11 protein-coding genes are annotated in these 16,431 nt (G+C 46.8%); 5 read left to right on the plus strand and 6 right to left on the minus strand.

The genetic code is table 11. The features are described from left to right. Positions 1-4: 4 nt before the first annotated feature. Entirely contained in the window at positions 5-961 is a 957-nt protein-coding gene (locus tag ACXAG2_RS09200; RefSeq protein WP_303575015.1) for an AAA family ATPase, read from the minus strand. Between the two features lie 388 nt (positions 962-1,349). Here ACXAG2_RS09200 and fadI point away from each other — a divergent pair, with 388 nt between their 5' ends. The 3 genes from fadI (at position 1,350) to ACXAG2_RS09215 (ending at position 5,177) form a co-directional block, all read left to right on the plus strand. Next, entirely contained in the window at positions 1,350-2,660 is a 1,311-nt protein-coding gene (gene fadI, locus ACXAG2_RS09205; RefSeq protein ID WP_474866168.1) for an acetyl-CoA C-acyltransferase FadI, read from the plus strand. After that, positions 2,660-4,819 carry a fatty acid oxidation complex subunit alpha FadJ gene (fadJ, locus tag ACXAG2_RS09210; protein ID WP_474866171.1) on the plus strand — a complete coding sequence of 720 codons (2,160 nt, stop codon included), beginning with the start codon at positions 2,660-2,662 and terminating at the stop codon, positions 4,817-4,819. Before fadI ends, fadJ begins: the two co-directional genes overlap by 1 nt. A gap of 154 nt (positions 4,820-4,973) precedes the next feature. Further along, entirely contained in the window at positions 4,974-5,177 is a 204-nt protein-coding gene (locus ACXAG2_RS09215; protein WP_303575013.1) for a hypothetical protein, read from the plus strand. Between the two features lie 88 nt (positions 5,178-5,265). On the opposite strand, the gene ACXAG2_RS09220 is transcribed toward ACXAG2_RS09215, so the two are convergent. The 3 genes from ACXAG2_RS09220 to ACXAG2_RS09230 all read right to left on the minus strand — a co-directional run bounded on the left by ACXAG2_RS09220 (position 5,266) and on the right by ACXAG2_RS09230 (position 13,098). Continuing rightward, positions 5,266-5,421 carry a hypothetical protein gene (locus tag ACXAG2_RS09220; RefSeq protein WP_474844770.1) on the minus strand — a complete coding sequence of 52 codons (156 nt, stop codon included), beginning with the start codon at positions 5,419-5,421 and terminating at the stop codon, positions 5,266-5,268. Positions 5,422-5,653: 232 nt separating this feature from the next. Continuing rightward, the gene (locus ACXAG2_RS09225; RefSeq protein WP_474851115.1) at positions 5,654-10,165 is read right to left on the minus strand and encodes an EAL domain-containing protein; all 4,512 of its coding nucleotides are present in this window, start codon (positions 10,163-10,165) and stop codon (positions 5,654-5,656) included. A gap of 182 nt (positions 10,166-10,347) precedes the next feature. After that, positions 10,348-13,098, minus strand: a complete 2,751-nt coding sequence (locus ACXAG2_RS09230; protein WP_474866173.1) for an insulinase family protein — start codon at positions 13,096-13,098, stop codon at positions 10,348-10,350. A gap of 176 nt (positions 13,099-13,274) precedes the next feature. On the opposite strand from ACXAG2_RS09230, the gene sixA reads away from it, so the two are divergent. Continuing rightward, positions 13,275-13,787: a phosphohistidine phosphatase SixA gene (gene sixA / locus ACXAG2_RS09235; protein ID WP_474866176.1), complete on the plus strand. Its 513-nt coding sequence runs from the start codon at positions 13,275-13,277 to the stop codon at positions 13,785-13,787. Positions 13,788-13,908: 121 nt separating this feature from the next. Then, positions 13,909-14,097: a hypothetical protein gene (locus tag ACXAG2_RS09240; protein ID WP_119500773.1), complete on the plus strand. Its 189-nt coding sequence runs from the start codon at positions 13,909-13,911 to the stop codon at positions 14,095-14,097. Between the two features lies 1 nt (position 14,098). On the opposite strand, the gene ACXAG2_RS09245 is transcribed toward ACXAG2_RS09240, so the two are convergent. Beyond that, the gene (locus ACXAG2_RS09245; protein WP_474844774.1) at positions 14,099-15,394 is read right to left on the minus strand and encodes an HlyC/CorC family transporter; all 1,296 of its coding nucleotides are present in this window, start codon (positions 15,392-15,394) and stop codon (positions 14,099-14,101) included. A 137-nt stretch (positions 15,395-15,531) separates the two neighbouring features. Further along, positions 15,532-16,323 (minus strand): cytochrome C assembly family protein, encoded by a 792-nt coding sequence (locus ACXAG2_RS09250; RefSeq protein WP_474844775.1) that lies wholly within the window; start codon positions 16,321-16,323, stop codon positions 15,532-15,534. Positions 16,324-16,431 lie beyond the last annotated feature (108 nt).

Consider the following 16,431-nt stretch of genomic DNA (forward strand, 5'->3'; position numbering starts at 1 on the left):
CAGCTTAAGGTACTGCCACCAGGTTTAAAATGTTGTCCAGTACCTGATCCACAGTAATGCCTTCCGCTTCGGCTTCGTAGGATAAAATAATCCGGTGACGTAACACATTATGCGCCACAGCCTGAATGTCATCCGGCCCGACGAAATCACGTCCGGCCAGCCACGCGTGGGCACGGGCACAGCGGTCAAGGGCAATGGTGGCCCGCGGGCTTACACCAAATTCTATCCAGTTCGCCATTTTTGCATCAAACGCTTCAGGCGTCCGGGTCGCCATAACGATCTGAACCAGGTATTGCTCCAGTTCCGGTGCCATATGCAAAGACAAGGCAGCATTTCTGGCAGTGAATATATCCTGCTGGCTCAGAGAAGGTGGTGCAACGGTGGCTTTTTTCAGCTCTTCATCGCGGGTAAGGCGCAGAATCGACAGCTCAGTGTCAGCGCCCGGGTAATCAATACTCACGTGCATCAGGAAGCGGTCAAGTTGAGCTTCCGGCAACGGGTACGTCCCTTCCTGTTCAAGGGGATTTTGCGTGGCCATGACAAGGAACAGCGGCGGTAACGCATAAGTTTTATTTCCCACTGTAATTTGACGTTCAGCCATGGCTTCTAACAGCGCAGACTGCACTTTGGCAGGCGCCCGGTTAATTTCGTCAGCCAGTACCAGGTTATGGAAAAGGGGGCCCTGCTGAAATACAAACTCACCGGTCTCAGGACGATAAATGTCTGTTCCGGTTAAATCTGCCGGTAACAGATCAGGGGTAAACTGAACACGGTGAAAATCGCCGTCAATGCCATGAGCGAGTGCATTAATCGCCCGGGTTTTTGCCAGCCCCGGCGGGCCTTCAACCAGCATATGTCCATCGGCTAAAAGCGCAATCAACAGGCTTTTCGTCAGTTCACTCTGACCAATAATCTGGGAGTCTAAATAAGTATGAAGTTGTTGAAACTGCTCTGCAGACATAGTGATTTAATCCACTTTTATTTTTTGAAACCAGCGCACATTTACGTCGACCGGCTAACTGAGCTCTCAGTCGTACCTGTGTTCTGTGCAACCTTGCAAATGAACCGTCAGGACAGACAACGCAATGCAATCTTTTACATAGCCGGATGAGTACCTATACATAATAAGGCCCGAATCCTGCGCTTCAAGCCACCGGCGTAAATTTATTGTATAGCCGTTAATGGGCTTTGTGATGTTCTTAAACTACATTAGTTTCAGGCTCTTGGATAAGCTGGCAATTTTTCAGGATGAACTGCCTGCAGGGGAAATTTGCTATTTTGTTCATTGTTTGTAAAAATCTAACTCTTTACAGGTCTGACCACTTAGGGTCATTTAATTCAGGTGCAACATGACAGCTAAACAATCAGTCACAACCCGTAACGGTGACAGAATCGCGATAGTCGCAGGATTACGTACGCCATTCGCGAAAATGGCAACGTATTTCCACGGTGTGCCCGCCGTTGATCTGGGCAAGATGGTGGTCAATGAACTGCTCATCCGTAATGGCGTATCACCGGAGCTGGTGGATCAGGTGGTGTACGGACAAGTTGTGCAAATGCCGGAAGCGCCCAACATTGCCCGCGAGATCGTTCTGGGTACAGGCATGAATGTGCACACTGACGCTTACAGTGTGTCCCGCGCCTGCGCTACCAGCTTTCAAAGCACGGTTAACATTGCCGAGAGCATGATGGCCGGTACCGTAGAAGTTGGTATTGCCGGTGGTGCCGATTCAACATCTGTATCACCAATTGGCGTGTCGAAAAAACTTGCCCGTGCACTGGTGGATCTGCAAAAGGCAAAGACAGTCGGTCAGAAGTGGGCGATTGTTAAAAAGCTGGGATTAAAAGATTTAATGCCTGTGCCGCCTGCAGTTGCAGAATATTCCACAGGCTTGTCCATGGGACAGACAGCAGAGCAGATGGCCAAGACTCACTGTATCTCACGACAGTCTCAGGATGAACTGGCACACCGCTCTCATTCTCTGGCGGCAGCAAGCTGGAATGAAGGTAAGCTGGATAATGAGGTAATGACGGCCTATGCAGAGCCGTTCAAAGGCGCGCTGGGTAAAGATAACAATGTTCGTTTTGACTCAAAGGTGGAAGGCTACGCCAAACTGCGCCCTGTATTTGATAAGAAATACGGCTCTGTGACGGCCGCTAACGCAACGCCGCTGACTGATGGTGCATCTGCAGTATTGATGATGACGGAAAGCAAAGCTAAAGCACTGGGTTATACCCCGTTAGGCTACATCCGCAGCTATGCCTTCGCAGCTATTGATGTGTGGGAAGACATGCTGATGGGACCATCTTATGCCACGCCAATGGCGCTGGACAGAGCCGGTATGACGCTGAACGACCTCACTTTGATTGAAATGCACGAGGCATTTGCAGCCCAGACACTGGCCAATGTGAAAATGTTTGCCAGCGACAAATTTGCAAAAGAAAAACTGGGTCGTGATAAAGCTACCGGTGAAATCGACATGGACAAATTTAACGTGATGGGCAGCTCTATCGCCTATGGTCACCCCTTTGCTGCTACCGGCACCCGGATGATCACCCAGATGCTGAATGAATTACAGCGCCGTGGCGGCGGAAGCGGATTGTTGACCGCATGTGCTGCCGGTGGTTTAGGCGCAGCCATGATTGTGGAGACAGAATAATGAGCGAACAGGAAAATCAGGACGTGGTTATGAGTGATTCATCTGCCAAAGCATTTACCCTTACAAGACAGGACAATGGTGTTGCCATTCTGACGATGGATGTCCCGGGCGAGTCAATGAATACGCTGAAAGCGGCTTTCGGAGACGAGATTTCTGCGGTACTGGATCAAATTGAGAGCGACAGCAGCATTAAAGGTGTTGTGCTGACAAGCGGAAAACCTTCTTCCTTTGTTGCCGGTGCTGACATCACTATGCTTGCAGCCTGTGAAACCGAGGCTGATGCCAGAGCACTGGCGGCTGGTGGTCAGGCTGTGTTTGATCGCATTGAGAATATGAAAGCCACCTTTGTTGCCGCTATTCATGGCCCTGCGCTGGGTGGTGGACTGGAACTGGCACTGGCTTGCCATTATCGTATTTGTACCGATTCACCAAAGACACAGTTGGGCTTGCCAGAAGTTCAGTTAGGCTTGCTGCCCGGCAGTGGCGGAACCCAGCGGTTACCGCGCCTGATTGGTGTACAGCAGGCAATGAAAATGATGCTCACCGGCGCGCCGGCCCGTGCTAAGCAGGCGAAGAAGTATGGGATTGTTGATGACATGGTACCGCAAAGTGTGCTGCTTGATGTGGCTGAACAATTTGCGCTTAAAGCAAAGCCACACCGTGATGCCCCGCAAAAAGGCCTGGTGAATAAAGCGCTGGAGCAAAATCGTTTCGGCCGTAATCTTTTGTTTAAGAAAGCCAGAGAGCAAACTTTTGCGAAAACAAAAGGCAACTATCCGGCACCGGCGATGATCATTGATGTCATTGAAACCGGTCTGAATGACGGTATGAAAGCCGGACTTCATGCAGAAGCTGATGCCTTCGGTAAGCTGGTGATGACACCGGAGTCATTCCAGTTACGTCAAATTTTCTTTGCCACCACAGAGATGAAGAAAGAACATGGTGTGGAAGGCGTAAAGCCTGCCAAAGTGCATAAAACCGGTGTACTCGGCGGTGGCCTGATGGGCGGTGGTATTGCTTATGTAACGGCAACCAAAGCCGGTGTCCCTGCACGGATCAAAGATGTTCGTGAGGAAGGTATCGCCAATGCGATGAAGTACAGCTACGACATTCTTAACAAGAAAGTGAAAAAGCGCTTCATGCTGAAAAGTGAGATGCAAAAACAGCTTTCCTTACTCACCGGAAGTCTTGACTACCGTGGTTTTCAGGACGCTGATATTGTGATTGAAGCGGTATTTGAAGATCTTGCTCTGAAGCAACAGATGGTGGCTGATGTTGAAGCCAACTGCAAAGCTGAAACGATTTTCGCTTCAAATACATCCTCCATTCCGATCACTGACATTGCTGCGAAGGCACAACGGCCGGAGAATGTTATTGGCCTGCATTACTTCTCTCCGGTAGACAAAATGCCGCTGGCGGAAGTTATCGCTCATGACAAAACGTCAGACGAGACTATTTCAACCACAGTAGAGTTTGCCCGCAAGCAGGGGAAAACCCCGGTAGTGGTGAAGGACGGGGCAGGGTTCTATGTGAACCGTATTCTTGCTCCTTATATGAATGAAGCGGCCTGTTTACTGCTGGCTGGTGAGCCGGTGGAGTATATCGACAAGTCACTGGTGAAATTTGGCTTTCCTGTGGGGCCGGTTAAGTTACTGGATGAAGTCGGCATTGATGTCGGGACCAAGATTATCCCATTTTTGGTTGAACAGTTTGGCAGCCGCTTCGAGGCGCCTGCGGCATTTGACAAAGTGCTGGCTGATGACCGTAAAGGGAAAAAGAATGGTAAAGGCTTTTATTTGTACGAAGGTAAGAAACCCGGTAAGGAAGTGGATGATTCCATTTACGCCGTGCTTGGTGTGACCCCGTCGAAGAAACTCAGCGAAAGGGCCATCGCGGAACGCTGTGTACTGATGATGCTGAATGAAGCTGCACGTTGTCTGGACGAAGGGGTGATACGCAGTGCCCGCGACGGCGATATCGGGGCAATCTTCGGTATCGGCTTTCCGCCATTCCTCGGAGGGCCTTTCCGCTACATGGACACATTGGGACTGGATACCGTAGTCAACAAGCTGACGCAACTTGCGGGCAGTGTTGATCCGAAATTCACGCCGGCTGAATGTTTACAGGAAATGGCAAAAGAAAACAAAACGTTTTACTAATGTTTTAATAGTGTTAAAAAGTCGGGCTTTGCCCGACTTTTTGTTTTAAGCGCTGTTTTAACTGGCTTTCGTGGTCAAAATAAGTACACTGCAACCGGTTTGGTTATTTTGCAGTCAATTTTTTGGCGTAGTTAATCAAGAGGTTATTTTTCCTATGATGGTTTTTCTGGCTTTAATGGTGTTTGGGTGTTGTGCTGCGGGATATTACGTTGCAGCAATGAAAGCCGGAATGAATGCGAAACGCTGGGCAGTAGGTGGTTTATTACTGGGGCCGGCACTTTTCCCGCTGTTTAATATGAAGCGGTACTTACTGTGGCGTGAAATTGCAGGGTATCGTGGACCCGTGTTTGCCGCTTAGCCTTAAATGGCTATGTATCGCCTTCCGTGGCGAATTTCAGGCATAAAAAAAGTCAGACTGTTCTGACTTTTTTGTGTTAAGACCAAAATTAGTCTAAATCACAAGCATTCAGGTGTGTGCAAGGCTTCATCTTCTGGAACTGAGTCGTGGCTTCCTGTTGTTTCTCAACAGGCTTGGCGCCTTCTTCTACAGTGACAGGTGCAGTTGTGGAAAGTGCTAGTGCTACAGCGGCTGCTTTTAACATTATAAATATCCTCTGATTTTTTATTTGAACAAACAACACCGTTCTCGCCGGTGCACCAGAGATATTGCTATATGCGTGCCAACCTAAACCTTTAGTAGTATGAAAGTTTTAAAACTCTTATTTTTCAGTAATTTAAACGTGTTGTTTTTAAACTGAATTTTGATGGTGCCAGAAAAAAAGATTTGCAATAAATTAAGATGTGTACTACGCCTTATTTTTGACGCAGGGGAGTTCAGTAAGAATTCTGACCGATGAGGTTATAAAGCTTTTGATTTTCCTGAAGTAATTTCTCAAATCGTTCAGCATTCAGTGGTTTTGAATACAAATAACCCTGTAACATTTCACATTCGTAGCGACGTAAAATCGTCAGTTGTTTTTCCTGTTCCACACCTTCAGCGACCACTTTTAGCCCCAGATTATGGGCAATATTGATGATAGCGGCAGCCATATGCCGGTCTGTGCTGCTTTCTGCAATGTCGTCAATGAACGCTTTATCGATTTTCAGCGTATTCAGCGGGAAGCGCTTAAGATACGCCAAAGAAGAGTAGCCTGTTCCGAAGTCATCCAGTGCCAGGTGAATACCCCGGTCCCGCAGACGCTTCATCATTTCCAGACCCTGATCCGGATTCTCCATCAGCGTGCCTTCGGTAATTTCACACTCCAGATGGAGCGGGGATAACCCTACTTCCTTCAGGATTTGCTCAATCCGGTCGTCCAGGTTTGGCAACTCAAACTGCTTGGCAGAAATATTCACCGCTACACGGCCGGAGAACAAGCCGGCGTTGACCCAGCGTTTGGTATCTGCACAGGCCTTACGCAGTACCTGTTCACCAATTTCAACAATTTGCCCTGTTTGTTCTGCCAGCGGAATGAACTGACCCGGACTGACAATACCCTTTTGCGGGTGTTCAAAGCGCACCAGGGCTTCCATACTCACCAGCTTACCCGAGGCAATATCAACTTTAGGCTGGTAATAAACCGTGAACAGATCGTCTTTTATGCCCTGACGGATCAGGTTTTCTATCTGCAACTGGCGCACGGCGTTCTGGTTCATTTCACCACTGAAGAACTTATACGTATTACCACCATTGTTTTTCGCAAAGTACATAGCGGTATCTGCGTTTTTCAGCATTTCCTGAGGTGTTTTACCGTCATCAGGATAAAAGGCGATACCGATACTGGCACCAAGTACAAATTCCTGCTTATTAATAATGAAAGGCCGTGACAGGTTATCCAGAATGTCCTGTGCATAATGGGTAATAGTGTGGATGTCTGCCTGATCTTCCATCAGAACACTGAATTCATCACCGCCAAGACGGTAACAGGTTGCCGTAGTGCCGGTAATACGCTGTAAGCGCTTGGCGATTTGCTTAATCAGCACGTCGCCGGTCTGGTGGCCAAGGGAATCATTAATCTTCTTAAAGTTGTCCATGTCCAGACAGAGCAGGGTATGAGACGCTGCTTTACGGACCAGGTTTTGATGGCTGGCCTGGAAGAAAGAGCGGTTAGGGAGTTCTGTCAGCGGGTCGGTATTCGCCAGCTTCAGCAATTCTTTTTCTGTGCTCTTACGGGATGTTATGTCAGAGAATACACCCACAAAATGACTGATACGGCCATCGTCATCATGTACGGCATCGATATTCAGTTCCATCTCGTAGCGCTCACCGTTCACCCGGGCTGATTCGACTTCGCCAAACCAGTTACCTTTAGTGCGCAATGTTTTCTTAATTTCTTCGGTAAAGGCATCCGGATACTGGTTAAAGTACATGTACGAAGCCAGTGCCTGATCACGGCTTTCTCCGGTATAACCGCAATAGGCGTTATTGACCGAGATGTAGCGGAAATTGGTATCGGTAATGAATACCCCTTCGGAGATATTTTCAATAGACCGTTTGAACAGGTTTAACTGTTCCTCAGCTTCTTTCAGATGATGAATGTTTTTCAGTGTACCCGTCATCCGCATGGGTTGCTGATTATGGTCCCGCTGCACAACCTTGCCGCGGTCGAGTACCCAAATCCACGAGTTAGAAAACGTTTTTGCCCGGTAGGCCAGCTCATAAAATTCAGATTTACCTTCCAGGTGAGCCTTTAAGGCTTCCTGAACACGCATGACGTCATTGGGATGAATATTGGCATCATAAGCACTGGACGTGCGGATGTTGTCCTGAGGGAAATCCAGCGTGCCCCATGTGTTAGCACGATAAACCTGACCACGGTAAACGTCCCAGTCCCAGAGTTCGTCGCCGGAACTCCACAGGGTAAGTTTCAACCGTTCTTCCGACTCTTGTATAGCCCGCTGACCCTGCTTACGTAACTGGTACTGGCGCAGAATGTAAAAGAGTACGGAGAGTGCTATAAAGGCGTAAAACACCAGTGCTGCACTATGTAACCAGAAAGGCCGGCCAACAGATATTTTAAAGCTGGTGCTGTCTGACCAGGTTTTATCCCCTTCCTTGGCCTGCACTTCAAAGACATAATTGCCGAAATGCACGTTATTAAATTGTGCCAGTCTGCTGGTATCAGCCGGGAACCAGTCATCTACATTCCCTGGCATGCGATAACGGTAAACCACATCTTCAGCGGTTACCGGATTAATGAGACCAAAAGTAATACTGAAACGGGATTGTTCGTAATCCAGAGAATACCCGGACTTTTCTAAAATGCTGGTATTAGTCAATTTTGTTTCATCATCAAAATCGCTAATTGAAGATGAGCCAAATATTTTAAGATCAAAAAGATGTGGTGGACGTGTTTGAGAAGTCTGAACTAAATCTCTTTCAATAAAAGTTTTAGTTAGTATATTGAATCCTTTCGAACCGGCAAAAACCAGTGCTTCGTCAGAGGTAAGTAGGGCAGCACTCTCACTGAACTCATTATATCCCAATGCTTCCTTTGAAATATAATCTTTGGATTCAAGAGTGAAAAGATCTACACGCGTTATACCCAACCTGTTGGTGTACCACACTGAACTGTCACGACCCTGAGCAGAGAAGGTCACTCCTGCATCCTGCAAAACTTGTTGGCGGTCTTCAATCTCGAGACTATGGGCATTAATTTTAATAACACCGTTATAAAAAGTGGTGACCCAATAGAAATTTCGCCAATAGTGAACATTCATGGCCCTGAAGCTGTTATTTGTCGGGTCTTCAATGACTCTGACAACCTCACCGGCAACGGGGTCGAAGACCAGTATTTTATCAGGTGTTGATACCCAAAGCCTCTGTTCACTGTCCGTGAATATAGGAAAAACAACAGTATCACTTTGTACAATTTGGTAATCTGTAGAAAGGGTTTCCAGTTCGCTGATACTTTCTGCCTCACCTAGCATTGAACTGGGTATAGAAGTCAACTCACCATTATTCAAACTTAACCAAACATATTTGCCATCAAAATACAGGCTTTCCAACACCTTGTTCTTGAAAAGTGTTGTAAGTAAATTGAATTTTCCGTTCTGATATTCATATATTAGCAGGCCGCTAGTACTTGCAATCCAAAAGTAGCCATTGTCATCAATAATCAAATCCCAAAGGTTACTCTTGGAATTTTCGATAAAGTAGTCGATTGTTCCAAGATCCCGGTCAAACTTACCTAATCCTTCATTTTGCGTGACAAACCATAGATCACCATTCGCATCTTCATCGATGGCCCAAATGGTTGAAGAGATGGAAGCTTTCTGAAATTCTTTTCTGTTTTCAAACGTGCGGACAGCACTAAGTTTTGGCTGGTATCTGAATAAGCCTGAATAGGTGCCAACCCACACGCTGCCATTACTGTCTGCCTGAATAGAAAAAATTATTTTCTGTGTTAAGCCGGTAAGTTCTGCGCTTTTCTGGCCTGCTGCGATAAATTGTCTTTTTCTCAGGTCGTAGATAGCCAGACCTTTGAAAGTGCCTATCCAGACGATATCTCCGACCTGTGTCAGTGCAGACGTGGTAGATAATTTAATTGGCTGGTTGTCTTCTGAACTGCCCAAATAAGAGATTTCGCCGTTATTGGCAATCCTTGTAATTCCGTCTCCTGTTGCCAGCCAGTATTCCCCGTCGATTACCTGGATGTCATGCACACGGTTTTGAGCAACTGAATAACCATAGGGATTCACTTTTGAAAGCGGGAATATCTGATCACTGTTTTTATTCAGAATGAAAGCACCGTGGTTCTTTGTTCCTATCCATAAACGGTGTGCTTCATTATAAATAACCAGCATATCGTCGGGTAACTTTGTGCCACGAAAAGCCGGGATCAGCACCTTTCCATCTGGTTGCAGGCGATAAATTTCGTCATAGGTACTGACAAGCAAGCGACCGTTTTCGTCTGCTATTATTTTTCTGATGTATTTAGATTTTGACGTATTGGCTTCAAAAGCGATGACGGTAAAGTCGTCAGTCTGGGCATTGTATTTCGCCAGGCCCTGGTCTGTGCCTACCCAAAGGGTGCCCTTATCATCGATAAACAGATCGTTTATCCATGTCGAAGGCAGAGAACGGGGATTTGAAGTTAGAGGGTGATACTGTTTAGCACCTTCTGAATAACCGGTATAACGGTGCAGGCCGGTGAGTGTGGCAATCCACAAGCTTCCGTTCTTGTCTTCAACAATATCCAGAATGCTATGGTCTGAAATACCATCTTTTTGCGAGATATTCTGGAAGTAAATGTCTGTGATTGATACAGCCTTACTCTCCGCACAGAGTAGATACCCCGGCAGCAGAATGCAGCTGACAAAAATCCAGATTAAGGTTGAGCGCACCAATACACCTTTGGCCGTATTATTTTATCGTTTTAATTACGTTTATTATCGGCAGCATCCATTCAAACCGAAGGTTCAATATGCCGAAATCAGCCAATATCTACAAGTTTTTTTCCGGATAGGGGACAGAGGAGGTTAATTCTTGTCCACTTTAAAGTTTACACCCTATTTATCGTGAAAAATCAGTCAAAATAAGGTGTTTGCTTTTTGAACGATGACAGGTCGCTGAGCAATCTGTCCTGAGGTACATCGATACCTTTGAATTTACCGGGTGCAAACAATACCAGTTCGCCGAACAATCTTCGTTTGGCCAGCGCGTTGGCGTAGTCCTGTATATCGGTAAAAGACAGTCTGCAGATCAGGTCGGCAAGCTTGCTGTTCCTGTCAAAACCATGATCCTGAATGCCCAGGCTTACCCACAGCCTCTGTGATTTCATCGACAGTGATAAATCACGCTCTTCCATCTGTTTTAGCAGATTCTTTTGAATCGTTGACCAGTAGAACCGGTAAAAATCAATTTCATTAAGTTGCTCAAACAGAAAGGAGGTCATTTCTTTAAGCAGAACTTCCGGTTCGTGAGACGGACTTTGAATGTAGAAAGCCATACCCGGATGCTGATTATGTGGCACATAGCCGGTGCCGACCACGTACCCGAGTTGCTTTTCTGTTCTGAGTACATTGAAAAACGGGGCGGCGAGCATTTGTTCCAGCACCATACACATGGCGGTGTCTTTCAGGCTGTTTCCCGGCGCCTGTAAATAAAGCACTACTGCCGCGTCATCGTGTTCACATATGACTTCGTGATAGAGGGCTTCGCCAACAGGTAATTGGGTCACAGCGCGGGACAATGGCTGACAACCGGCGCCGGGACAGGCACCTTTTAAATGCTCTGCAAAGGTTGAGGCTTCTTCTGCCGGCCAGTTGCCATGCATGAAGCTCTCGACGAAATATTTATTCAGCGCCTGCCGGCAAATGTCTGTCATATTTTCGAAAGAACATTCACGGACTGCCTTAAGCAGTTCCACCGGCGCCTGGGTGTTGCGCTGAACAATCACGCTGAGCCGTGAAAACAACCGGTTGGTAGGCTTATTCATCAGGGCATTTTCAAGGGTCTGAATCTGCATGGCTTTCAGACGCTCAAATTGGGATGCTTCAGGCATAAATTGATGGATAGTTTCCAGCAGCTGACCAGCCAGCTTGACCTGATGATTTGAAAATCCGCGGGTATGGAGGGTAAAACCAGCCTGATGCCCGTAAATCCGGTAATGCAGGCCGGCAATTTCTGCGCGGTAATATTTCGCCTGCAAATGGTCATTCAGCGCTGCGAGCCAGATACGTTTTGCCGCTACTGCAATCAGGTTGTCAGTAAATGCAGGTGCATCGAAAGAAATATAAATATCGCCTTTCGGGCTGTGGAACTGGTTGTCCTGCGCAAACCAGAATGCGAAATGTTCTTCTCTGACCAGTGCTCCTGGCAGTAAATAATCATCGCCCGGAATAGTAAGGTGATAATCATCACCCAGATAAGGATTGGGCGGAGGTAACTGTAAACCGTCGTAAGCTTCCGGCTCTGCCAGCTTGTGCAATAAGTCCTCAGGCAAAGGGCGCATCTGATAGCGGGCGTTATAGTGCCGGCACACCGAATCTGTGGGAAGGTCCGGCGCAATCATTTTTACCCGCATTGTACGGGGGGTAAAAAAGGACAGTGCTTGTTCCAGCTTCTGCTTGTCAAAACTGTCGATAATGATTCTGAAGAGCTTAATTTCTTCGCTGTCAAAGGTGAACAGATGCTGGGAATATTCACAAACAATACTTTGCAGCTTGGGATTCTCTTCATACTGATAAGCCAGTGCGCCAAGATGCGCTTTTTCCTGATACCGCCACTTCTCATCAATGCTGTTTTTAATGAGCCTGACGAATGCAAATAAGGCTTCCAGTATGCTGTCTCTGTTGTTCAGACCTTCTTCGGTTAACTGAAAGCTGACATTGAAATCTTTAAAGTCATCGCCTTCAATCCCGCTGCCTGCTATCAGATTGGTGACCCAGTTTTTAGCCTTCAGACAGGCCAGTAAGCTGCCTTCACCTTCATCGCCGATGAGATGACTTAAATAGTTAAGCGGTTTGGTGCGGTAATCCAGATGGAGTCCGGGCAGAGCAAAGGTGACAATCATCCGCCGCGCGGTTTGCAACGGAATGATATTAATATCTACCGCAAGTTGTTCTTCGTTATAAAGTGGCGGCCATTCTTTTGGCGCTTCTTCACCCTGACGGAATGCACTGAAGCTCTGCTGTGTCAGTTCCAGCACATCTTCCGGATCTTCACTGGTAAAAATGGCCAGGCACATATTGCTGGCAGTGTAGTACTGACAATGATAACCCTGTAACGCTTTATGCAGTTCATCTTCCGGTAAAGAGCGGAAAATATTGGCATTGCCTACAGAAAATTTACTGAAGGGATGGGCCGGATTCGCGGTTTCTTTATGGATTTGATAAAGACGGCGCAAATCATCTTTACGTTTAAATTGAAATTCCGCCTCGATAGCGTTGATTTCTTTATCCAGAGTGTCTTTATCTAACAAAGGGAGTCTGAGCATATCTGCAAAAGCGGGAAGAATGCGTTTGAGTTCCGCGCTTCTGCAATGAAAATGGTAATTAGCAAACTCAGTGCCGGTCCAGGCGTTAATACTGCCGCCTGCACTGTCCACCATATCATTAATGCTGTTGGGCTTAGGCAAGTGGCGACTGCCAAGAAACATCATGTGCTCGAGGAGGTGAGATAAACCTTCACACTGTTCGGGATCATAAAAATGGCCGGCACGGACAGACATGGAAACATAGGTGGAGGGTGTCAGTTCATGCTGGTAAATCATGACCCGCAGGCCATTTGGAAGCGTATGGAAAGTGGCTTTTTCCAGATTCAGTGGTGTTGTCAAAATGCTCTCTTTATTTATGTTTTTTACTGCATTTCTTAAAAGGTAACTTTCCGGCGCTTGCGCTTCCTGAATTGATTACACGTCCGTATCACCTAAAGTCTTACATATTTATACTAGGCTAGTCTTTTCCGGTCTGCTATGGTTACAGTGTAGTCTTTCATCATATTCATTAAACTATGCCACGTCAAAATTCCAACGCCGACATTTTATTGTTTATCATGCGCCACGGTGAGGCGGAATCATTACGGGTTGATGACAAAAGCCGGCAACTTACCGATTATGGAAGGGCTCAGGCATCAGTCAGTGCTAACTGGCTTATTGATAACTACTGCCAGGACCGGCAAATAGATCTGGCTCTGATCAGTCCTTACCGTCGTGCTCGTCAAACATTTGACATGGTCAGTCTGGATATCAGTGCTAATAAAACGGAGTTGTGTGAAGACATTATTCCGGAAGGCAATTCAAAGCTCGCACACGACTATGTAGACACCCTGTTCACCGCTACACAGAGTAGAAGTCAGCCTGTTGAACGTATGCTGCTAGTCAGCCACATGCCCTTTGTCAGCTATTTTCTTGATGAGGTGTGTGTCATACCCAGTAACAGCCTGTTTGCCACCGCTTCAGTTGCTGTCGTCCGCTATAATGTGCAGAAACAGCATGGCGAACTGCTAGCACATTTCCAGGGATAACCCTAAGCCAAAGATTCTTAAGGCTTTCTCAATAAAATCAAAAAAATGCTTCAGAAGTTGGTTTATTAACCGATAAACAGGTTAGTGAGAGTGTAACCAGCTGCGCAGGGCAGTATTCCTAATGACGACCAAATCTATTCCGGATTTGCTCCGTCGATCTCTGGAGAGTCATATGGCGGAAGCCGATCTCAGAGATGATGAGGAGCTAAAAGATATCCTAGGCAAACTGAATGTGTTGTCGGGTAAAGTTGCTGCGGCGAAAGCGCAGGTACTGGCCCGCAGAGCGCAGGCCAAAGAGAAATCAGAGTAAATTAAATATCTGAAGCGTTATCCCGCGGCTCAGTGAAGTATTCGGGTAGGATACGCACGGTTTTCACCATATTGTCTTTTATATCCACGATCTCCATAGGATAACCGGCGAGACGCACACTGACCTGATTTTCCGGAATTTCTTCCAGGTACTCCAGAATAAGACCGTTAAGGGTTTTCGGGCCGTCAACAGGCAACTTCCAGTCCATTTCCTTGTTTAAATCACGCACGTTAGCACTGCCATCTACCAGCACACTGCCATCCTGTTGAATGTTCGCTTCTTTACTGTGATCCGGCACCATGGACGTGGTGAAGTCACCGATGATCTCTTCAAGAATATCTTCCAGCGTGACCAGGCCCATAATATCGCCGTATTCATCGACCACCAGAGCAATACGTTCTTTTTCTGCCTGGAATTTGTACATCAGAGTATGTAGTGGAGTGGACTCCGGTGTGAAGTAAATTTCACGCACTGCGCGTAGCAAACTCGACTTAGTGAATTGATCTTTTGATAACAGACGAAGGGCGTCACGACAATGCACGAAGCCCACGGCATCATCAATGCTGTCACGATACAGAAGTACACGGGTATGCTGGGCATGGGTAAGTTGCTTCTGGATTTTCTTCCAGTCATCGTTGATATCGATAGCGACAATGTCTGCTCTGGGAACCATGATATCTTCGGCGGTGACATTCTCTAAATCAAGAATACCCACCAGCATATCCTGGTGCTTTTTCGGAATCATCGTGCCGGCTTCGTATACCACCGTCCGTAATTCCTCCCGGCTCAGGGAGTCATCGTTACCATTTGTCGGATTAATACGCAGCAGGAACAAAATACTGTTAGTGATGGAATTGATGAGTGCAACAAACGGATAAAGTACAAATAGCAGAGGCAGCAGTATGACTGAGCTCGGGAACGCGACTTTTTCAGGGTACAACGCCGCCAGTGTTTTCGGGGTGACCTCAGCAAATATCAGCAGGACCAGAGTAAGGCCAAATGTGGTTGCAAAAAATCCCCAGTAATCGCCAAACAGGCGGGTGCAGATAATTGTTGCGATAGAAGACGCCGCAATATTAACCAGGTTGTTACCAATCAGGATCAGGCCGATGAGACGGTCAGGACGTTCAAGTAACTTTTGCACCCGTAAAGCTGCACGGTTACCTTCGTTTTGCAAGTGTTTGAGCCGATAACGGTTTATCGACATCATGCCTGTTTCAGAGCTGGAGAAATAGGCAGATAAAAAAATCAGCACGCCAAGTGCAATAAATAGCGTACTCGTTGATATGTCGTCCAAAAATCCGGGTTCCTTTACCTGTGTGGACTATCCAATTTAGTTATTCAGACAGCGGGTTTCAAGTGTAAGTTAATGAATCTTTATTATAACTGGCCTTTTCGGGCATTTTATCTGCATTTTAAGACATTAAGAAGCCTTTAAAGCAGTATTTCTCTGACAAAGCGGCTTCCAAAATAAGCGAGTGTGAGCAGCATCAAACCAATAACGGTGAGTACGATAACCTGTTTGCCGCGCCAGCCCCAAATATGCTGACCGGTAAGCAGGACAATATAAACTGCCAGGGCAATTATCGACAGGACAGTTTTATGGGCATACATGGTACTGAACATATTGTCGAGGAAGACGAACCCGCTTACCAGCGATAAAATCAGCAGGAATGTGCCGACAAGCAGTAGCTTAAACAACATGCCCTCTACCAGCATTAACGGAGGTAGCGGCGAATTCAGCAGAGATGCGCCTTTCTGTTTCAGCTTAAACGTAATAAACGACATTTGTAGCGCGTAAAGAAAAGCGATCACCAGCGTGCCGTAGGCAAATAACGAAAGGGTAATGTGGATAACCAGACCAGGCTGCATTTCTATGTGCATGATATGACTGACCGGCAGTACCTGAGCGGCCGCAATTGTCATCGCAGAAAATCCAAACACCACGGGCAGCAGAATGATATTAGGCATGACCGATGCGCTGATAAGCATAGATACAGTGATGAGCCAGGATACCAGTGACAATACATTGGTAATACTCATGTTCTGGCCAGGGGCAATAACAATGGCCTGTGACAGGTAGCATATATGGGCAGCCGCACCTGCCAGAGACAGGATCATTGCCAGTTTCTTGTTTGGTGTTTGCTGATTGACAATCTTGCCCATCAAAAGAAAAGCGGCAGCAAGATAAAAAATTATGCCGGCTACGGCAAATACGGTGGTCATCCCAATTCCTGTACGAAGGGGTGCTGTGTGACTTTTTCCTGCACCCGTTTTACTGGCTGTATTGATACTGCAAGTGCAAAGGAAATTCAACCAGAACCATTGTTTTTA

It is taken from the genome of Alteromonas sp. ABH4_456 (assembly GCF_056160645.1).